This is a genomic window from Pectobacterium fontis (assembly GCF_000803215.1).
GTDB lineage: Bacteria > Pseudomonadota > Gammaproteobacteria > Enterobacterales > Enterobacteriaceae > Pectobacterium > Pectobacterium fontis.
This window is the reverse complement of record NZ_JSXC01000030.1, coordinates 85182-105923: the sequence shown is the minus strand read 5'-3', so window position 1 is coordinate 105923 and position 20742 is coordinate 85182. Positions and strand designations below refer to the sequence as shown.

The window sequence follows — 20742 nt, the reverse complement described above, 5'->3', positions numbered from 1 at the left end:
TGTTATGTCTTGTGATAACGCAGGGTCATGGAAACCGAATCGGCGTATCGCAGGGCAAATGGTTTATCTATTTCTACTTCAGCATAGGTGATCCATTCGTGATCGCGGGCGATATTGAGCACATCCTGTGTTAATTTTTCCAGCAAAGCGAAGCGGTTATCTTCTACATGGCGAATAATGTTTTTGGTGATGGTGCGATAATTCAGCGCATCGGCGATATGCTCGCTATTGCGTGCCTGCTCTGCTGGGTAGTGAATGACAACATTAATGATCACATCCTGCTTATTCGTGATTTCTTCATCTTTGATACCGATGAAGGTACGCAGGCGCAGATTCTTTATACGAATAATGGCATCAGCATGGTGATGTGGCATTGCGCGGCCCTCGGTTGCTTCTGTGACTGCGAATAAACCGCAGTATCTAAGGTATTGTTAACAATAATAGGCTGATTACCATAACAGAAGATACCCAAAGGCCGAACGAGATGAGATCAGAATTTTACTGCTCGGCGAGTTGATAAGCTCGCTGTGTTGCCGGACGTTCGCTGATGCGCGTATACCATGCTTTCACCGCGGAATAATCATCAAGACTGATGCGCTGGCGAGCATAAGAAACAACCCATGGATAGGTCGCGATATCGGCGATGCTGTAATGTTCTCCGGCTAACCATGGGCTGCTTTGCAGATGTTTATCCAGCACGCCGTACAAGCGCTGTGTTTCCTGTTGATAGCGTTCAATGGCATAAGGCACGGGCTTGGGAGCGTAGTGGTTAAAATGGTGGTTTTGCCCCAACATTGGCCCAAAACCCGCGACCTGCCAGAACAACCACTGTAGCGTAGCTGTGCGTTCACGTAATGAATCACTCAACAGCACGCCATGTTTTTCCGCCAGATACAGCAGGATGGCACCGGATTCAAACAGGCTGATAGGGGCGTCACCTTCCGCTGGCTGTGTATCGACAATGGCAGGGATCTTATTGTTAGGCGAGATAGCCAGAAACGCTGGCTTGAATTGTTCGCCTTTGCTGATATTCACGCGGTGGAGTTGGTAAGGGAGATTCGCTTCTTCCAGAAACAGGGTGATTTTGTGTCCGTTAGGAGTTGGTGCGTAATACAGATCAATCATGAATCAAGTCTCCGTTTTAATTCCGAAAAATATCATGGAACTGTATGGCAGTTGATCGCCTGAGAAAGCGATGTGCTGTCAGAATAGCGTATTGAAGAACGGGTTCTTACCCTATCACTTTTGCGAATAAAAAATAAGCGATAGCGCGCATTGTTGCACGATCTTTACCGGAAGCGAGCCGCCAACTTTGGTAGACTATTTCCGATGACGGATAGAAATAGTGTGGATGAAATGTTGTGGGGATAAGCGATGAAGTTGATGTTTGCGTCTGACATACATGGTTCTCTCAGCAGCACGGATCGCGTACTGGACATTTTCGAGCAGAGCCATGCCGACTGGCTTATTTTGCTGGGTGATTTTCTCAATCATGGCCCACGTAATCCATTGCCGGATAAGTATCAGCCGGGTGACGTGGCTACCCGGTTAAACGCGTATGCATCACGTATCATTGCTGTGCGGGGAAATTGTGACAGCGAGGTTGATCAGATGCTGTTGAGTTTTCCGATAACGGCACCGTGGCAACATGTGCTCTTGCCGCACCAGCGTCTTTTCCTGACGCACGGTCATCTTTATCATCCAGAGAATTTACCACCGTTACACGCGGGAGATGTACTGGTTTATGGACACACCCATATCCCGATTGCTGAGCAGCGCGGTGAGTATTATTTTTTTAACCCCGGTTCAGTGAGCTTGCCGAAAGGGGGATACCCCGCGAGCTACGGTTTACTTGCAGAAGACGCGTTGCAGGTTGTGCCATTACATGGCGGTGAGCCTATTGCGCAGGTCGCGATTAGGCACTAATTTAGCGTATACCCTGTTTTTAACCTTGAATAATGGCAAGGCAGCAGGGAATATTCACAGCAAATATCGATAATTTTAAAACAGATGCACGTAGCAACGTGCCAATACTAAAGGGTTTCAGAGGATGGCGGAACAAAGTCAGGCAGCAGGCACAGAGTGGGTTGATATCGTCAATGAAAACAACGAGGTAATTGCTCAGTCAAGTCGTCAGCAGATGCGTGCTCAGAGTCTTCGTCATCGTGCCACTTACATTGTCGTGCATGATGGCATGGGCAAAATTCTGGTACAACGCCGGACCAAGATCAAAGATTTCTATCCAGGCTGGCTGGATGCGACCGCTGGTGGCGTGGTGCAAAGTGGCGAACAGATGCTGGAATCTGCACGTCGTGAAGCTGAAGAAGAGCTTGGTATTGCTGGCGTGCCGTTCGCAGAGCACGGCTTGTTCTACTATGAAGGCGAGAATTGCCGGGTGTGGGGCGCGTTGTTTAGCTGTGTCACCCACGGGCCGTTTGCGCTACAGGAAGAAGAAGTCGATGAAGTTAGCTGGCTGACGCCGCAGGAGATCACTGCACGCTGCGATGAATTTACGCCGGATTCGCTGAAAGCCCTGTCGCTGTGGCTGACGCGCTATAGCGATCGGGAATATGGTAAGCCGATTTCACGTAAGTTGGATGAAGCCGTAGAATCCTGTACGACATCTATTGTTGATAGTGAGAACGGTAATGATGAAAACGGCAGCAACGCCGCACCATCGGAGACGGATCCACAGAAATAATCCTATATCAGCTAAATCCCTGCCACGCCGCTGCTTTCCACGTAGCGGCGTCTCTATTTCTAAATGATGACCTGCTATTTATCATTCGGGAACATGAATACTCTTTTTGATGTCCTTCAGATAAATCACGATGGTGAACGTCATGATCACCAGCAAAGCCCACGAACTCCATTTCCCTACGTGAACCATCGACCAGGCACCAAGCTGCTCGGGATAGCGCCAGATACTGAAAAACGTACTGATATTTTCAGCCAGCCAGATAAAAAAGCCGATCAAAATAAAAGCTAATGACAGCGGCATTCGTCGTTCCCGATCATAAGGTGTGAAAATGACGGTGGTACGTGCATAGAGTCCAACGGCCAGTGCGGCAATGTACCAGCGATAGTCGCCGATGTAGTGGTGGGTGAAGAAATTGGTGTAAATGAGTAGCGCGACTAACGTTGCCAACCAATAGGGTGGGTGGTGGCGAATTTTAATATCGAACAGCCGCCAGCATTGGATGATATAGCTACCGACAGACGCGTACATGAATCCGGCGAACAGCGGTACACCCAATACCTTGGTGTAGGCGAAATCAGGGTAAGACCAGGAACGAATACCGGATGAAGTTTTAAATACCTCCAGTGCAAACCCAACGAGGTGAAACAGCGTGACCGCTTTTAACTCGTCCCAGGTTTCCAGTTTACTGGCGAGCATCCATCCCTGAATCAGAACGGCGAATATCAGCAGCAAATCATAGCGTGGGATAGAGAACCACCCCGTTTTGGGTACGCCAAAAACGGCAAGAAAGAACAGACCAACGAAGATGCAGGCACGGGCTTCTTTGATGCCAAAATAAAGAAACTCAATAAAAAAACGGGTGAGTCCTGTTGGTGATGAAGGTGTGATCCCTTTTTTCAACTGTTGCTGAAAGTGTTGATCCAATCGTCGTATTACAGTCATCCATAGACCCTGTTTATGGTTATGTTGGCGCTTGCCGGTATGATTTTTCGTACGGATGGCAATAAAAATGCCAGCACTTAGGCTGGCATAGAAGATAACAGAATTAATCTGAATATATTCAAGCTGATTGTGCGTTGGCTTCCTTTAAATACTCGGCCCGTCGTGGGCCTCGCCCTAAAGGGCCGCTGCAAGCAGCGTTCAAATCTGCTCCCAGCAGATTTGTCACCCCAGTCACTTACTTGAGTAAGCTCCTGGGGATTCGTGCAGTTGCCGCCTGCAAGCAACTCGAATTATTTAGGATACAGATTAGAGCTGTGTCGCCTGAATGGCGGTCAGGGCGACGGTGTAAACGATGTCGTCTACCAGTGCGCCACGAGACAGGTCGTTAACCGGTTTGCGCATGCCTTGCAGCATTGGCCCGATGGAGATCAGGTCGGCAGAGCGCTGTACCGCTTTGTATGTGGTGTTGCCGGTGTTCAGGTCAGGGAAGATGAACACGGTGGCTTTACCCGCAACCGGTGAGTTCGGTGCTTTGGACTGTGCAACGTCTGCCATGATGGCGGCGTCGTACTGCAACGGACCATCGATGACCAGATCAGGACGTTTTTCCTGCGCCAGACGGGTGGCTTCACGCACTTTCTCAACATCGCTACCCGCGCCGGAGTTACCGGTGGAGTAAGAGATCATTGCAACGCGTGGGTCGATACCGAATGCGGTAGCGGAATCAGCAGATTGGATCGCGATTTCAGCCAGTTGCTCTGCGGTCGGATCGGGGTTGATGGCGCAGTCGCCATAAACCAGCACCTGCTCAGGCAGCAACATGAAGAACACAGAAGAGACCAGTGAACTGCCCGGTGCCGTTTTGATCAACTGTAGTGGAGGACGAATGGTGTTCGCGGTGGTATGAACGGCACCAGAAACCAGACCATCAACTTCGCCCTGTTCCAGCATCAGCGTACCCAGAACCACGTTATCTTCGAGCTGTTCGCGCGCAACCACTTCGGTCATGCCCTTGCTCTTACGGAGTTCAACCAGACGTGCGACATAGCGTTCACGAACGACAATCGGATCGACAATTTCGATGCCTTTGCCCAGTTCCACGCCTTGAGCAGCGGCAACACGTTGAATCTCTTCTGGATTACCGATTAACACACAATGTGCGATACCGCGTTCAGCACAGATAGAGGCGGCTTTAACGGTACGTGGTTCATCACCTTCTGGCAGAACGATACGTTTGCCTGCTTTGCGTGCCAGTTCGGTAAGCTGGTAGCGGAACGCGGGTGGAGACAGACGACGTGAACGCTCAGATTCTGCGCTCAGGGAATCGATCCACTGGGTATCAATGTGGCGTGCGACGTATTCCTGTACTTTCTCAACGCGCTGACGGTCATCAGCCGGTACTTCAAGGTTGAAGCTTTGCAGGCTGAGTGAGGTTTGCCAGGTGTTGGTGTCGACCATAAATACAGGCAGGCCAGTCTGGAAGGCGCGCTCGCACAGCTTGGCAATGCTCGGATCCATTTCGTAACCGCCAGTCAGCAGCAGGGCACCTATTTCCACGCCGTTCATGGCAGCCAGACACGCGGCAACCAGAACATCAGGACGATCGGCGGAGGTCACCAGCAATGAACCCGGACGGAAATGCTCCAGCATATGAGGAATGCTGCGTGCGCAGAAGGTCACAGACTTCACGCGGCGCGTCTGAATGTCACCTTCGTTGATGATACGGGCATTCAGATGCTTCGCCATATCGATGGCACGCGTCGCGATCAGGTCAAAGCTCCATGGAATACAGCCCAGCACTGGCAGCGGGCTGTTAGCGAACAGTTGCTTCGGATCGATGTTAGCAACGCTGGCTTTTGTGGAGTCATCAAAGATTTCAGACAGGTCAGGGCGAGTACGACCCTGTTCGTCTACTGGCGCATTCAGTTTGTTGATGATCACGCCAGTGATGTTTTTGTTTTTGCTGCCGCCGAAGCTGGAACGCGCTAGTTCGATACGATCTTTCAACTGTGCCGGAGAATCGTTACCCAGCGCCAGTACGAAGACGATTTCTGCGTTCAGCGTTTTGGCGATTTCATAGTTCAGCGCGTTAGCAAACTGGTGCTTACGAGTAGGAACCAGGCCTTCAACCAGAACGACTTCAGCGTCTTTGGTATTTTCGTGGTAGCGCGCGATGATTTCTTCCATCAACACGTCTTGCTGGTTGGAACTCAGCAGGGCTTCTACGCGGCTCATCGCCAGTGGTTCGGCGGCGCTGATAGCGGAATTCGCACGAATAATGGTGGTCGTCTGATCTGGCGTATTGTCGCCACTGCGAGGTTGGGCGATAGGTTTGAACACGCTCAGGCGAACGCCTTTTTGTTCCATAGAGCGGATGACACCCAGGCTGACGCTTGTCAGACCAACGCTGGTGCCAGTGGGGATCAACATGATTATACGGGACACGGCTTAACCTCTTTACGGTTGCTCGTTAGTCAAAAACAACACCGTCAGCCTTAGCTGACGGTGTTGGGAGTTACGTGTTTTACGCGGTCAGACGGTAAGCGTCTTCGGCGATGACCAACTCTTCATTGGTCGGGATAACCAGCGCCGCACGGGTGCCATCTTTAGCGATGTTGCCACCCTTACCGAAGCGTGCAGCCAGGTTGCGTTCGTGATCGACATCGAAGCCCAGCAGACCCAGTTTTTTCAGTGACAGCTCACGAACCATTGCCGCGTTTTCACCGATACCACCGGTGAAGATCACCGCATCCAGACGACCTTCCATCAGTGCCGCGTAGGAACCAATGTACTTAGCCAGACGGTGGCAATAAACGTCCATTGCACGTTTAGCGTCGGCTTTCGTCTCGTAGTTATCTTCAACGTAGCGGCAGTCGCTGGTCACTTCCGTCAGGCCTTGCAGACCAGACTCTTTGGTCAGCAGGGTGTTGATGCGTTCAATGCTCATGCCCAGTGCATCATGCAGGTGGAAAATCACTGCTGGATCGATATCGCCGCAGCGCGTACCCATCACCAGACCTTCCAATGGTGTCAGACCCATAGAGGTATCAACGCATTCGCCATTACGGATTGCCGCAACGGAACCGCCGTTGCCCAGGTGACAAGTGATGACGTTCAGCTCTTCTACTGGTTTGTTCAGCACTTTAGCGGCTTCACGAGAAACAAAGTAGTGGCTGGTGCCGTGGAAACCGTAGCGACGGATGTGGTTTTCTTTATACAGTTTGTACGGCAGTGCATAAAGGTAGGATTCTTCCGGCATAGTCTGGTGGAACGCAGTGTCGAAAACAGCGACGTTTTTATCAGCCAGGTGCGGGAACGATTTCAGCGCTTCGTCGATACCGATCAAATGCGCCGGGTTGTGCAGAGGTGCAAAAGGAACGGAATCTTTGATACCCTGAAGAACGTCAGCAGTGATGATCGCGGATTGGGTGAACTTCTCACCGCCGTGAACGATACGGTGACCGATAGCAACCAGTTGAGCTGACAGCTCTGGTTTCTGAGCCAGAATGGTGTTGACGATGAAGTTCAGCGCTTCGCTGTGAGCCGCACCAGCACCCAGTTCGGCATCTTGTTTACCGCCGTCCATTTTCCATTTGATGCGGGCTTCAGGCAGGTGGAAACACTCGGCTAAACCAGACAGGTACTCTTCTCCGTTAATCGCATCGATGATGGCGAATTTCAGGGATGAACTACCGCAGTTAAGAACCAGTACTAACTTACTCGACATGGAAGTACCTACTTGTTATACAGGGTTAAAAAAATGTCATACAGGACATAGCGTATCGCATGTCGCCGCTGGCATTTATGATTAACATCATGCCTTGGTGTGATACACCAAACACGATGATGAAATAGGGTCGATACTATGACGTATGTTATATCGCATAATCTATACAACACGGTGACATCGACCAGATGTAAACCGCAGCTTTTAAAGCGATGGATAACCGCGTTATGGCCGTTGGCTGCGCTTATGTCGCGAAGGGAATTATACTCCTTGCGTGTAGTCATACTACTTTAGGTATACAGCGGCCAAAAGGCCGATTTAGGATACCGATAGCGTAGGGTAAACACAAAATATATTTTAACCTTATCAACTTGAGTTGTTGATTTGTTCAAAAGTTTTATTTTTTATCTGCAAAGTTGAGGTGTAGCTATGGCAACGAAACCGGACAGTAGAATCAGTTGGCTACAGTTACTCCAACGTGGACAGCATTACATGAAGACGTGGCCAGCAGAAAAGCAACTGGCCCCCGTCTTTCCTGAAAACCGTATGATGCGAGCGACGCGGTTCGGTATTCGGGTTATGCCGCCATTGGCGGTGTTCACCTTAACGTGGCAGATTGCGCTCGGTGGTCAGCTTGGCCCGGCCATTGCCACGGCGCTATTTGCCTGTAGCCTGCCGTTGCAGGGGCTTTGGTGGCTGGGGCGACGCTCTGTTACGCCGTTACCGCCAACGTTGGCACAATGGTTCCATGAGATTCGTCATAAACTGTTGGAGTCAGGTCAGGCATTAGCTCCGTTAGAAGATGCCCCTACTTACCAAACGTTGGCGGATGTGCTGAAGCGCGCATTTAATCAGCTTGATAAAACCTTCCTTGATGATTTGTGATCGGCGTCAGGCTGTGTGAGGGTTGATGGCTATTTTGTTCTTTCCCCTGTTTCAAATCAAAGAAGCGTTGTCTACCACTACCGTGACACGATTCAGTATGCGATTCTGCGGTTAATACCTATTTAGCGACATTGGCTTACACCAAAGAGGGTTCAGGAGAGCAACATGGAAATGACGAATGCCCAGAGATTGATCCTTTCAAACCAATACAAAATGATGACGATGCTCGATCCCGACAACGCGGAGCGCTATCGCCGGTTACAAACGATCATTGAGCGTGGCTATGGTTTGCAGATGCGCGAACTGGATCGTGAATTTGGTGAGCTGACGGAAGAGGTGTGTCGCACCATTATTAACGTCATGGAAATGCACCATGCTTTGCAGGTGTCGTGGACCAACCTGAAAGATAAGCAGGATTTGGATGAGCGACGTCTGATTTTTCTGGGCTTTGATGCCGCTACGGAAGCACGCTACCTCGGTTTTGTACGCTTTATGGTACATGTCGAAGGTCGCTATCCTCACTTTGATGCGGGTACGCACGGATTTAACGCTCAGACGAAAATGTGGGAAAAATACAACAGAATGCTGGCTGTCTGGCAATCTTGCCCACGCCAGTATCACTTGAGTGCGGTGGAGATCGCACAGATTATCAATGCTTGATTAATAAGGAAGGGGCTTTCTGTGGAGTGTAAAGGTTTTCTGTTTGACCTCGATGGGACGCTAGTTGATTCACTACCTGCTGTAGAACGTGCGTGGATTAACTGGGCAAAAGATCACGCTATTGAACCACAGGAAGTGCTGGATTTTATTCATGGCAAGCAGGCAATCACCTCCCTGCGTCACTTTCTTCAAGGGCAAAGCGAAGAAACGATTCAACAAGAGTTTGATGCGCTGGAGCAAACAGAAGCGTCTGACACGCAGGGTATTGTTGCCATGCCTGGGGCGAAGGCGCTATTGGATCGTTTGGATGCACTGGATATTCCCTGGGCGATTGTGACATCTGGCACGGTGCCGATTGCCAGCGCACGTCATCACCGTGGTGAATTGCCTGCCCCTCGCGCTTTTATTACCGCTGAGCAGGTTGCCAAAGGTAAACCTGCTCCCGATGCCTATTTACTTGGCGCACAGCAGTTAGGGCTGAAGCCGGAAGAGTGTGTGGTCGTTGAGGATGCGCCTGCGGGAATACTCTCGGGTCTGGCCGCTGGCTGTCAGGTTATTGCGGTGAAGGCACCTGCGGGTACGCCGAAACTGGATCAGGTCGATCTGATCCTGAATTCGTTGGAGCAAATAGAAATAGAAAAATTACCGAACGGCGCTAAGGTGCTTCTGTGCCAGTAAGTCGCCTGTAACATAATGACAAAACTGTGACTAAATATGATCAGACCTCGCATCCGCGAGGTTTTTTTATGGCAGACTATACCCGTCATACTTCAAGCTGCATGTGCGTTGACTGCGTTTTATGGCATGCAGAATCCACACTTTTCACCATCCATTTTCCATCAGGGGAACGAACCGTTTTGAATAGCGAACTTCTCTGGGTGTTATCCCTGTTGCTGATCGCCATTGTGTTGTTTACCACTAATAAATTACGCATGGACGTCGTCGCGCTGTTGGTCATCATCGCGTTTGTTCTGAGTGGTACGCTGACGCTGTCTGAAGCACTCGTAGGGTTCAGCGATCCTAATGTGATATTGATTGCGGCTCTGTTTGTGATCGGTGAAGGATTGGTTCGCACTGGCGTCGCTTATCAGGTCGGTGATTGGCTGGTTCGCGCTGCGGGCAGCAGTGAGATGAAGATGTTGATCTTACTGATGGTCACGGTTGCGCTGCTGGGGGCTTTTATGAGTTCCACAGGCGTGGTCGCGATTTTTATTCCCGTGGTGCTGAGCGTTTCCGCAAGGATGAAAGTTTCCCCCGGAAGGTTGATGATGCCGCTGAGCTTCGCAGGCTTGATCAGCGGCATGATGACGCTGGTAGCGACGCCGCCAAATATGGTGGTGAGCAGCGAACTGATGCGTGAAGGTGTGGCGGGTTTTGGCTTTTTCAGCGTGACGCCGATAGGGATTGTTGTATTGCTGCTGGGAGTGACCTATATGATGGTCGCGCGTTACTGGCTGGGTGATGCGGAAACCGCAACCGCAAAAGAGATATGGAAGAGAAGAACGTTTCGCGATTTGATCCGTGACTATCGTTTGACGGGCAGGGCGCGCCGCCTGGCGATTCGCCCAGGATCGCCTTTTATTGGTCACCGTCTGGATGATTTGCGGCTGCGTCAGCGTTTTGGGGCGAACGTGGTTGGGATTGAGCGCTGGCGTAAGTTTCGCCGCGTGATGATCAGCGTAGCGGGCAATACCGAACTTCGCTTGAATGATGTTCTGCTAATCGACATGTCGGCATCGGAAGTGGATTTACGTGAATTTTGCACCGCGCAGCGGCTTGAACCGATGGTGCTGCGTGGTGAATATTTCTCTGAGCAGGCGCGTGATGTGGGGATGGCGGAAGTCTCTTTGATCCCTGATTCCGAACTATTAGGGAAAACGCTGTACGACGTGGGGTTTCGAAGCCGTTATGGCCTGAGCGTTGTGGGAATTCGTCGGGCAGGTGAGGCGATGGACGGTATCCTGGCCGACGAGCCGCTCCAGCTTGGGGATATTCTGCTGGTGATGGGGGACTGGCGCATGATCCGGCAACTACACACGCAAAAAAACGACTTTTTGTTGCTTAATCTTCCTGCTGAGGTTGATGACGTCGCACCCGCAGTGAGTCAGGCGCCACACGCGTTATTTTGTCTGGCGTTGATGGTGGCGATGATGCTGACGGATGAAATACCGAATGCGGTTGCTGCGCTGATCGCCTGTTTGCTGATGGGTAAGTTCCGCTGTATTGATATGGAAGGCGCTTACCGGGCAATTCACTGGCCGAGCATTATTCTGATCGTCGGGATGATGCCGTTTGCGCTGGCGTTGCAGCAAACCGGAGGTGTGGCACTGATCGTTAAAGGGTTGATGGATGTTGCTGGTAATGCCGGGCCGCATGTGATGCTGGTGTGTCTGTTTGTCTTGTGCGCGGTGATTGGCTTGTTTATCTCCAACACGGCGACGGCGGTGTTGATGGCACCGATTGCGATTGCCGCCGCAAAACAGATGGGAGTATCGCCTTATCCTTTCGCGATGATCATTGCGATTGCGGCATCTGCCGCATTTATGACACCGGTGTCGTCACCAGTGAATACCCTGGTGCTAGGGCCGGGCGGTTATAAGTTCGGGGACTTTGTGCGTGTTGGCGTCCCCTTTACCGTGCTGGTGATGTTGGTCAGCGTAGTGATGGTGCCGTGGCTGTATCCGTTCTGACACCGCCAGCCGTTACAGTGGCGAATCCTGACTGATTTCGTCAAGCGACAGGCTAAAACTGGGCACGAAGACCGTCATGAAATAGTCCATTTCCGGGCTGTGGCGCTGCTGCAAGGTTTTTTCCAACCGCGCTTTGGCAAGCGTGAATTCCGCGTTACCTGCGGATAATTCTTCCAGACATTTCAGGTAGGCGCAGAGCGCGTCTGCCTGTTTAACGATGGCGCGCTCTTCTTCGCTGGTGTAGTGATCATCCAGCAGCATGAGATAATCCTGTTGTAACTCTTCGGGTAGCATGTCGATCAACTTCTGCTGTGCAATCTTCTCTATCTTTTTGTACTCATGTGCGATCTGCGCGTTGTAGTACTTGATCGGCGTCGGCATGTCACCCGTCAGCACTTCGCTGGCATCATGATACATCGCTAATAGCGCGATGCGTTCTGCGTTCAGATTACCCGCGAATTTGCGGTTTTTGATGACCGCCAGCGCGTGCGCGACAAAAGCGACCTGGAGGCTATGCTCGGAGACGTTTTCCGTGCGCACATTGCGCATCAGCGGCCAACGGCTGATGAGTTTTAGACGAGATAAGTGGGCGAAAAAATGGCTCTGATTCATGGCGATCTCTCAGACAACAGCACGGTGAAGGTGAAATAGCGATATTGTGGGTACTTGGCGAATATTAGGCAAATGACGATAAGATTTTCGCCGGGCAACGATTGCCCGGCAATAGGAAGTTCGATGACTGCTGGGTTATTGGTGATAATGCCCCAGGAAACGCCCTAATTTATGAATTGCCATGTCCAGCTCATCAATACGCGGCAGCGTGACGATACGTACGTGGTCAGGGTAAGGCCAGTTAAATGCGGTTCCCTGAACCAGCAGTACTTTTTCTTGTAACAGGAGATCCAGCACCAGCTTTTGGTCATCGTGGATATTAAAGCGCTTGGCATCAATACGTGGGAACATATACAGCGCGCCGCGTGGTTTTACACAGGATACGCCAGGGATCTGATTGATCAGTTCCCAGGAGCGATTGCGCTGTTCGTACAGACGTCCACCGGGTTGGATAAATTCACTGATACTTTGGTAGCCGCCCAAGGCTGTCTGAATCGCATGCTGCATCGGTACGTTGGCACACAGACGCATCGAGGCCAGCATTTCCAAACCTTCAATATACCCTTTGGCATGCTTTTTCGGGCCGTTTAGTACCATCCAGCCTTGGCGGAAACCTGCGACACGGTATGTTTTAGACAGCCCGTTGAAGGTAACCGTCAGTAGATCCGGAGCGAGGGCGGCAATAGAGTGATGCTGCGCATCGTCATACAGAATTTTGTCGTAAATTTCGTCGGCGAAAATGATCAGGTTATGTTCACGCGCAATCGCTACGATATCTAACAGCAGTTCTTTGCTATAGACCGCACCCGTTGGGTTATTCGGGTTAATGATGACAATACCGCGAGTATTGGACGTGATTTTTTTGCGGATATCATCCAGATCGGGGAACCAGTCGGAAGATTCATCGCAGAGATAATGAACAGCATGACCGTTAGATAAGGAAACCGCTGCCGTCCAGAGTGGGTAGTCTGGAGCGGGAACCAACATTTCATCCCCCGGGTTGAGCAGCGCCTGCATGGATTGTACGATGAGTTCGGACACGCCGTTGCCAATATAGACGTCTTCAACCGTCATATCGCGCATATCCCGCGCCTGATAGTGCTGAACAATGGCCTTACGGGCGGAATAGAGCCCCTTGGAATCACAGTAGCCCTGTGCAGTGGGGAGGTTACGAATAACATCGACCAGAATTTCGTCCGGTGCCTCGAAGCCGAAAGGGGCAGGGTTGCCAATATTCAGTTTAAGGACTTTATTACCTTCTTCTTCAAGCCGCTTGGCTTCCTTTAAGACTGGGCCACGGATGTCATAGCATACGTTCTCCAGTTTCTTGGATTTTTCAATCGGAGACATAAATAGTACGAACCTTTTGCAGAGAGCGCGTATTCCCAGATGGAATAGCATAACCTGCTTAATGTACTCCTCCTATAGTACCTTTTGAAGAATGATTATCGCTTTCGCTGCAAATGATTGCGCATCTGCACTATATGGTTGTGTACTCGTTGGATGGTGCGATATGGTAAGGGATAGGCGACTGTCCATATCGCATTTTTTTAACACCAGAATACGGTGATGGGAAACGCTCGCTTATTTAAGTATGGCGTGTGTGTTTATTTCGTGAGATGAAATAAAGAGAGGTGTCGTTGTTATTAATTTAAGGATTAAGGTTGGTGAGTCATTTAATTACATGATGTCTTACCAATGGAAAGGAGGTAAGGGTGGAGGTAAGGGTAAAGAAATATACGTATTGTTTTGCCCTTATCGTGCGTCTGCGATAGTGTCTTTAAATGTACAGGGCGTTACCCGTACATGTAATAAAACACCAGGAATATTTTGTTAAAACTAAAATAGATAAGTGAAAAATCGTATGACCAGTGCAAATCGACCAGTACTTAATCTCGATCTTGATTTACTGAGGACGTTTGTTGCCGTTGCAGATTTAAACACGTTTGCAGCCGCCGCCGCCGCAGTGAATCGGACGCAATCGGCTGTCAGTCAGCAGATGCAACGGCTGGAGCAGCTCATTGGAAAGGAGCTTTTTGCTCGGCATGGACGTAATAAATTGCTGACTGAACATGGTATTCAGTTTCTGGGTTATGCCAGAAAAATACTACAATTCAATGATGAAGCCTGTACTTCATTAATGTACAGCGATATTCAGGGGACGCTGACCATTGGGGCGTCTGACGATACTGCGGATACCATCCTTCCCTATATTTTACATCGGGTAGCATCCGTATTTCCTAAACTCTCCGTTAACGTTAGCGTAAAACGGAGTGCTGAAATGATGGAAATGCTGAATCAGGGAAAAATAGATCTGATTATTACCACAATGAATGGCGTGGTATTTCCTCATGTATTATTGCGTAGTTCTCCGACGTTATGGTACTGCGCGGCGGATTATCAGTTCCGAGCACAGGAACCCGTGCCTTTGGTCGTTTTGGATGAACCAAGCCCTTTCCGTACGCTCGCTACGCAGCAACTCACGGCGGCAGGGATCCCTTGGCGAATCGCCTACGTGGCATCAACGCTATCGGCTGTGCGAGCCGCAGTGAAGGCTGGCATGGGCATCACGGTGCGTTCGGTGGAAATGATGAACCCGGAACTGCGTGTGTTGGGTGAAGAGGAAGGGTTGCCGAGATTGCCTGAGACGCGTTATTTCCTGTGCCAGAATCCTCATCAGGAGAATGAACTGGCGACGGCCATTTTCAATGTGATTGAATCTGGGAAACCCTCTCACGTTGCGACTGCACATAGTACGAATGGAAAACTGTTTTCCGAACCGTTACTGAAGGACGCAATCTAAGCGTAATGGGGGATTACCCATCATTCGGGGCAGGTAGGGACGCCTCCCGAATGATGATGATTTATGACTAACATGTTAAACCTGCATCAGCAGGGTTTCAGTGACCTGATTTCCCCGGTCTAACCCTTCTTTGTTTTTTCATTTCACATCAATAGGCTAGATAGCGTGATATTCGCGCGTGATTAACATTATAAAACACAGGTTCTATTTTTTTAAAATAATGTTATGAAAAATGATATCTATCCTTGTCTAGCGTCATCTTGATTTTTTTACTAACTAAATTGACAAAAATGTGTGCTGGATCAAAAAATACCCCTAATAACACTATGGAAGAACAGGCATTTTCTGTGGAAATGGTATAGTGGCGTAGCAAACTTGTTTTCTATGTCGCCGTGTTCTGGGTAACTGGCAAAAATACTGACTCGTTTTAGCTGCGAGTAAGAACACAAAATGTTAACAAAACTGCGTGCATGTAAAGTAATGTACTGTTATTTTTAGTAAGGTTGAAAAAAAGGTTACAAATTTAGGGGCTCAACCATACCAAGCAAGGCTTACCTGATACGTTTCCATGCTTTTGTGTGGTGATTAATCCTTCCTTTTAATCGATGTGGCGCATTAACTGCCGATAATAGAGCAGAGATGCTACCTGCCACTTTTGATGAGTAAGCAAAGAGAATGTCAACAACTACTGAAATCCTCGCCCATCATTGGGCATTTGCGCTATTCCTGATCATTGCCGTAGGCCTTTGTGTCTTCATGTTGACCGGTGGATTCTTGCTGGGTGGGAGAGCCAGAGCCAGGGCCAAAAACCTGCCTTATGAATCTGGGATTGACTCGGTGGGCTCTGCGCGGTTACGTCTGTCTGCTAAATTTTATCTTGTCGCTATGTTCTTCGTTATCTTCGACGTTGAAGCCCTCTATCTTTACGCCTGGGCGGTGTCTATCAAAGAAAGCGGCTGGATTGGCTTCATTGAAGCAACCATTTTCATTTTGGTGTTGTTGGCGGGTTTGGTTTATCTGGTACGCGTTGGAGCGCTTGATTGGACTCCGGTACGTTCCAAGAGACAAGTCGTTAAATCAGACATCATCAACACTACCAACACTCATCCGCAGTAACAGCGAGGCATTTTAAGATGGACTATACGCTCACCCGCATAGAGCCGGACGGTGAGAATGACCGTTATCCCCTGCAACGTCAGGAGATCGTTTCCGACCCTCTGGAGCAGCATGTTCACCGCAGTGTCTACATGGGCAAACTGGAACATGCATTACACGATACGGTGAACTGGGGTCGTCAGAATTCCCTGTGGCCGTATAACTTCGGCCTTTCCTGTTGCTACGTAGAAATGGTGACGTCATTTACCGCCGTTCATGACGTGGCGCGTTTTGGTGCTGAGGTTCTGCGTGCATCGCCACGTCAGGCCGACTTCATGGTCGTCGCGGGAACCTGCTTTACTAAAATGGCTCCCGTTATTCAACGCCTTTACGAGCAAATGCTGGAGCCTAAGTGGGTTATCTCCATGGGCGCGTGCGCCAACTCTGGCGGTATGTACGATATTTATTCCGTCGTGCAGGGTGTGGATAAATTCCTGCCTGTGGATGTGTATATCCCGGGCTGTCCTCCACGTCCTGAAGCCTACATGCAAGCGCTGTTACTGCTGAAAGAATCCATCGGTAAAGAGCGCCGCCCTCTGTCATGGGTGGTGGGTGAACAGGGCGTTTACCGCGCCAATATGCAATCTGAGCGTGAGCGCAAACGCGGCGAGCGAATCGCTGTGACCAACCTGCGTTCGCCTGATGAGATTTGACCTGTAGATGATAAACCCGGTGGCCGTGTAATACCCCGATAATAGTGTGCGGTCATTATCAGCTACAGAAATAGCACATTTAATGTGGTGACATATTTATGACAGATTTAACGACACACGATCTCGCTCAGCCAGGCTGGCAAACCCGCGATCACCTTGACGATCCGGTCGTTGGCGAACTGTGTAACCGTTTTGGACCAGATGCATTTACTGTACAAGCAACCCGCACAGGTATTCCCGTTGTGTGGGTCAAACGTGAGCAATTACTGGACGTTGTCGCATTCCTGAAAAAACAGCCAAAGCCTTATGTCATGCTGTTTGACCTGCACGGTATGGATGAGCGTTTGCGCACTCACCGTGAAGGTTTACCTGCCGCCGACTATTCCGTCTTTTACCACATCATCTCTATCGAGCGTAACCGCGACATCATGTTGAAAGTCGCGCTGGTCGAGAGTGATATGCATCTACCGACCGTGACCAAACTGTTCCCGAATGCCAACTGGTATGAGCGTGAAACCTGGGAAATGTTTGGTATGACGTTCGATGGCCACCCGCACCTGACGCGCATCATGATGCCGCAAACGTGGGAAGGTCATCCGCTGCGTAAAGATTATCCGGCGCGTGCGACCGAGTTCGATCCTTTTGTGCTGACCAAGCAGAAAGAAGATCTGGAAATGGAATCGCTGACGTTCAAACCAGAAGAGTGGGGAATGAAGCGCGGCACTGAAAATGAGGACTTCATGTTCCTCAACCTTGGTCCGAACCACCCGTCTTCACACGGTGCCTTCCGTATCATCCTGCAACTGGATGGCGAAGAAATCGTCGACTGCGTGCCTGATGTGGGTTACCACCATCGCGGTGCGGAGAAAATGGGCGAACGTCAGTCCTGGCACAGCTACATTCCTTATACCGACCGTATTGAATACCTTGGCGGCTGCGTTAACGAAATGCCGTACGTGCTGGCCGTAGAAAAACTGGCGGGTATTGAGGTGCCGGATCGCGTGAAAACGATTCGTGTGATGCTGTCTGAGCTGTTCCGCATTAATAGTCACCTGCTGTACATCAGTACCTATATTCAGGACGTCGGGGCAATGACTCCGGTGTTCTTTGCGTTTACTGACCGCCAGAAAATTTACGATTTGGTTGAGGCGATTACTGGCTTCCGTATGCATCCAGCCTGGTTCCGCATCGGCGGTGTGGCGCACGATCTGCCACGCGGTTGGGAACGTTTGCTGCGTGAATTCCTTGATTGGATGCCGAGTCGTTTGGACACCTATGTCAAGGCGGCGTTGCAGAACACCATTCTGAAAGGCCGTACGCAGGGTGTTGCTGCCTACAATGCGAAAGAGGCGTTGGATTGGGGTGTAACTGGCGCGGGGCTGCGTGCTACCGGCATCGGTTTTGACGTGCGTAAATGGCGTCCGTATTCCGGCTATGAAAATTTTGACTTTGAAGTGCCCGTCGGTGACGGCATCAGCGATTGCTATAGCCGCGTGATGCTGAAAGTGGAAGAGCTGCGTCAGAGCTTACGTATTCTGGATCAATGCCTTAAGAACATGCCGGAAGGCCCGTTCAAAGCGGATCACCCGCTGACGACACCACCGCCGAAAGAGCGCACGTTGCAGCATATCGATACGCTGATCAACCACTTCCTTCAGGTCTCCTGGGGCCCGGTTATGCCTGCTAATGAGTCATTCCAGATGGTTGAGGCCACGAAGGGCATTAACAGCTATTACCTGACCAGTGACGGCGGCACGATGAGCTACCGCACCCGTATTCGCACGCCGAGCTATGCGCATCTGCAACAGATTCCGTCTGTCATCCGTGGATGTCTGGTATCCGATCTGATCGTTTATCTCGGCAGTATTGATTTCGTTATGTCAGATGTGGACCGCTAACTATGCATGATAACAATATTTCTGATAACAACGTTTTTGTGCTGAGTGACACCGAGCGTGACGCGATTGAGCACGAAAAACATCATTATGAAGATGCGCGAGCGGCGTCTATCGAAGCGTTGAAAATTGTGCAAAAAGAGCGTGGCTGGGTGCCGGATGGGGCGATCAACGCGATTGCCGACGTGCTGGGTATCCCTGCCAGTGACGTGGAAGGTGTGGCGACGTTCTATAGCCAGATTTATCGCCAACCTGTTGGTCGTCACATTATTCGCTATTGCGACAGCGTTGTATGCCATATCAATGGTTATCAGGGCGTTCAGGCCGCGCTGGAGCGTAAGCTCAGTATTAAACCGGGACAGACGACGTTCGATGGACGTTTCACGCTGTTGCCGACCTGTTGTCTGGGGAACTGTGACAAAGGGCCGTCCATGATGATTGACGACGATACCCACAGCCATGTGACGCCGGAAGGAATTGAATCGTTATTGGAGCAGTATCAATGAGTAAAAACATTGTTCTGACTGCTGAGCAGCATCCTCTGACCTGGCGTTTACGCGCAGACAAACAGCCGGTATGGCTGGATGAATATCGCAGCAAAAATGGCTATGTTGCCGCGCAAAAAGCGTTGACCGGTATGGCACAGGATGACGTGGTCTCACTGGTTAAAGACGCAGGCCTGAAAGGGCGTGGCGGTGCGGGCTTTTCGACAGGCTTGAAGTGGAGCCTGATGCCGAAAGACGAAAGCATGAATATTCGCTACCTGCTGTGTAACGCGGATGAGATGGAGCCGGGTACTTACAAAGACCGCCTGCTGATGGAGCAACAACCTCATCTGCTGGTTGAAGGTATGTTGATCAGTGCCTTTGCGCTGAAAGCCTACCGCGGCTACATCTTCCTGCGCGGTGAGTATATTGAAGCTGCGGTTCACCTGCGCCGTGCTATTGAAGAAGCAAAAGCGGCTGGCTTGCTGGGCAAGAATATTCTGGGTAGCGGGTTCGATTTCGAACTGTTCGTGCATACGGGGGCCGGGCGTTACATCTGCGGTGAAGAAACCGCGCTGATTAACTCACTGGAAGGGCGTCGTGCCAACCCTCGCTCCAAGCCGCCATTTCCCGCCTCTGCGGGAGCCTGGGGTAAACCGACTTGCGTTAACAACGTGGAAACGCTGTGCAACGTTCCGGCGATTATCGAGCACGGTGCGGCGTGGTATCAGGGGTTGTCTGCGGGTAAGAGTAAAGATGCGGGCACCAAGCTGATGGGGTTCTCTGGCCGTGTCAACAATCCTGGCCTGTGGGAACTGCCGTTCGGCACCACGGCGCGCGAAATTCTGGAAGATTACGCGGGCGGTATGCGCGATGGTCTGAAGCTGAAAGCCTGGCAACCGGGCGGTGCAGGGACGGATTTCCTGACGGAAAGCCACCTCGATCTGCCGATGGATTTTGAGCACATTGCGAAAGCGGGTAGCCGTATGGGAACAGCGCTGGCGATGGCCGTCGATCATGAAATCAACATGGTGTCGCTGACGCGCAATCTGGAAGAGTTTTTCGCTCGTGAATCCTGTGGCTGGTGTACCCCATGCCGTGATGGTCTGCCGTGGAGCGTGAAGATTCTGCGTGCGCTGGAGAAGGGGGAAGGCCAGCCTGGCGATATCGAAACGCTGGAGCAGCTTTGCCGTTTCCTCGGGCCGGGTAACACCTTCTGTGCGCATGCGCCGGGTGCGGTCGAACCGTTGCAGAGTGCCATCAAGTATTTCCGGGAAGAATTCGAAGCGGGTATCTCTAAACAGTATTTAGGCAATGTCAAAGCGATTGGCGGTATTCAGCCTAACCTGTTGAAAGAGCGCTGGTAAGCTATCGCTCAATACGTGCGAGATGCAGTGAATGTATCCGCAGGGTGGCGCAAATAAGCCACCCTCATAAACCCACTAGATTTTAAGGCGCAGTTAGCCAACGCATTTGCGGCTTGAGAGATAAGGGTATACAGAATTTTTGATTAGCGCTCGTGGTGACACGGGCC

The 20742-nt window shown here is 50.7% G+C and carries 19 protein-coding genes; 12 read left to right on the top strand and 7 right to left on the bottom strand.

Translation table 11 applies throughout. The features are described 5' to 3' along the window. Nucleotides 1–2 precede the first annotated feature (2 nt). Nucleotides 3–374 carry a dihydroneopterin triphosphate 2'-epimerase gene (gene folX / locus OI69_RS09825; RefSeq protein WP_039349427.1) on the bottom strand — a complete coding sequence of 124 codons (372 nt, stop codon included), beginning with the start codon at nucleotides 372–374 and terminating at the stop codon, nucleotides 3–5. Between the two features lie 124 nt (nucleotides 375–498). Beyond that, nucleotides 499–1125 carry a GSH-dependent disulfide bond oxidoreductase gene (yfcG, locus tag OI69_RS09820; protein WP_039349424.1) on the bottom strand — a complete coding sequence of 209 codons (627 nt, stop codon included), beginning with the start codon at nucleotides 1123–1125 and terminating at the stop codon, nucleotides 499–501. Between the two features lie 249 nt (nucleotides 1126–1374). Between yfcG and yfcE the strand changes: the two genes are divergently transcribed. Together yfcE and yfcD are read left to right on the top strand one after the other, a co-directional pair. Then, complete coding sequence (gene yfcE, locus OI69_RS09815) at nucleotides 1375–1926, top strand: phosphodiesterase (protein ID WP_039349421.1); 552 nt, start codon at nucleotides 1375–1377, stop codon at nucleotides 1924–1926. 124 nt (nucleotides 1927–2050) lie between these two features. Continuing rightward, nucleotides 2051–2701, top strand: coding sequence for an NUDIX hydrolase YfcD (yfcD, locus tag OI69_RS09810; RefSeq protein ID WP_080752631.1), 651 nt, complete (start codon nucleotides 2051–2053; stop codon nucleotides 2699–2701). An 81-nt stretch (nucleotides 2702–2782) separates the two neighbouring features. Here the strand turns inward: yfcD and OI69_RS09805 are convergent, their stop codons facing one another. From OI69_RS09805 to ackA, 3 genes are all read right to left on the bottom strand, one after another. Next, the gene (locus OI69_RS09805) at nucleotides 2783–3643 is read right to left on the bottom strand and encodes a DUF817 domain-containing protein (protein WP_039349417.1); all 861 of its coding nucleotides are present in this window, start codon (nucleotides 3641–3643) and stop codon (nucleotides 2783–2785) included. A 306-nt stretch (nucleotides 3644–3949) separates the two neighbouring features. Then, nucleotides 3950–6088 carry a phosphate acetyltransferase gene (gene pta / locus OI69_RS09800; protein ID WP_039349415.1) on the bottom strand — a complete coding sequence of 713 codons (2139 nt, stop codon included), beginning with the start codon at nucleotides 6086–6088 and terminating at the stop codon, nucleotides 3950–3952. Between the two features lie 79 nt (nucleotides 6089–6167). Further along, nucleotides 6168–7370, bottom strand: coding sequence for an acetate kinase (gene ackA, locus OI69_RS09795; protein WP_039349411.1), 1203 nt, complete (start codon nucleotides 7368–7370; stop codon nucleotides 6168–6170). Nucleotides 7371–7799: 429 nt separating this feature from the next. On the opposite strand from ackA, the gene yfbV reads away from it, so the two are divergent. The 4 genes from yfbV to OI69_RS09775 all read left to right on the top strand — a co-directional run bounded on the left by yfbV (nucleotide 7800) and on the right by OI69_RS09775 (nucleotide 11605). Further along, a complete protein-coding gene (gene yfbV, locus OI69_RS09790) occupies nucleotides 7800–8255 on the top strand; it encodes a terminus macrodomain insulation protein YfbV (protein ID WP_039349407.1) in 456 nt (151 codons plus the stop codon). 165 nt (nucleotides 8256–8420) lie between these two features. Continuing rightward, nucleotides 8421–8915 (top strand): YfbU family protein, encoded by a 495-nt coding sequence (locus OI69_RS09785; protein ID WP_039349403.1) that lies wholly within the window; start codon nucleotides 8421–8423, stop codon nucleotides 8913–8915. 21 nt (nucleotides 8916–8936) lie between these two features. Next, nucleotides 8937–9593, top strand: coding sequence for a sugar phosphatase (locus OI69_RS09780; protein ID WP_039349400.1), 657 nt, complete (start codon nucleotides 8937–8939; stop codon nucleotides 9591–9593). 179 nt (nucleotides 9594–9772) lie between these two features. Continuing rightward, nucleotides 9773–11605: an SLC13 family permease gene (locus tag OI69_RS09775; protein WP_039349397.1), complete on the top strand. Its 1833-nt coding sequence runs from the start codon at nucleotides 9773–9775 to the stop codon at nucleotides 11603–11605. Nucleotides 11606–11617: 12 nt separating this feature from the next. Here the strand turns inward: OI69_RS09775 and yfbR are convergent, their stop codons facing one another. Then, entirely contained in the window at nucleotides 11618–12217 is a 600-nt protein-coding gene (yfbR, locus tag OI69_RS09770; protein WP_039349393.1) for a 5'-deoxynucleotidase, read from the bottom strand. A gap of 135 nt (nucleotides 12218–12352) precedes the next feature. Beyond that, nucleotides 12353–13567, bottom strand: coding sequence for a pyridoxal phosphate-dependent aminotransferase (locus tag OI69_RS09765; protein WP_039349390.1), 1215 nt, complete (start codon nucleotides 13565–13567; stop codon nucleotides 12353–12355). A 514-nt stretch (nucleotides 13568–14081) separates the two neighbouring features. Here OI69_RS09765 and lrhA point away from each other — a divergent pair. The 6 genes from lrhA (at nucleotide 14082) to nuoF (ending at nucleotide 20575) form a co-directional block, all read left to right on the top strand. Next, nucleotides 14082–15020 (top strand): transcriptional regulator LrhA, encoded by a 939-nt coding sequence (gene lrhA / locus OI69_RS09760; RefSeq protein ID WP_039349623.1) that lies wholly within the window; start codon nucleotides 14082–14084, stop codon nucleotides 15018–15020. A gap of 675 nt (nucleotides 15021–15695) precedes the next feature. Continuing rightward, nucleotides 15696–16136: an NADH-quinone oxidoreductase subunit A gene (locus tag OI69_RS09755; protein WP_039349387.1), complete on the top strand. Its 441-nt coding sequence runs from the start codon at nucleotides 15696–15698 to the stop codon at nucleotides 16134–16136. A gap of 17 nt (nucleotides 16137–16153) precedes the next feature. Further along, nucleotides 16154–16828, top strand: a complete 675-nt coding sequence (locus tag OI69_RS09750; RefSeq protein WP_005969846.1) for a NuoB/complex I 20 kDa subunit family protein — start codon at nucleotides 16154–16156, stop codon at nucleotides 16826–16828. Nucleotides 16829–16926: 98 nt separating this feature from the next. Beyond that, nucleotides 16927–18726 (top strand): NADH-quinone oxidoreductase subunit C/D, encoded by a 1800-nt coding sequence (nuoC, locus tag OI69_RS09745; RefSeq protein WP_039349384.1) that lies wholly within the window; start codon nucleotides 16927–16929, stop codon nucleotides 18724–18726. A 2-nt stretch (nucleotides 18727–18728) separates the two neighbouring features. Continuing rightward, complete coding sequence (gene nuoE, locus OI69_RS09740; protein WP_039349382.1) at nucleotides 18729–19229, top strand: NADH-quinone oxidoreductase subunit NuoE; 501 nt, start codon at nucleotides 18729–18731, stop codon at nucleotides 19227–19229. Continuing rightward, nucleotides 19226–20575, top strand: coding sequence for an NADH-quinone oxidoreductase subunit NuoF (nuoF, locus tag OI69_RS09735; RefSeq protein WP_039349380.1), 1350 nt, complete (start codon nucleotides 19226–19228; stop codon nucleotides 20573–20575). The genes nuoE and nuoF overlap by 4 nt, the downstream gene beginning before the upstream one ends. Nucleotides 20576–20742 lie beyond the last annotated feature (167 nt).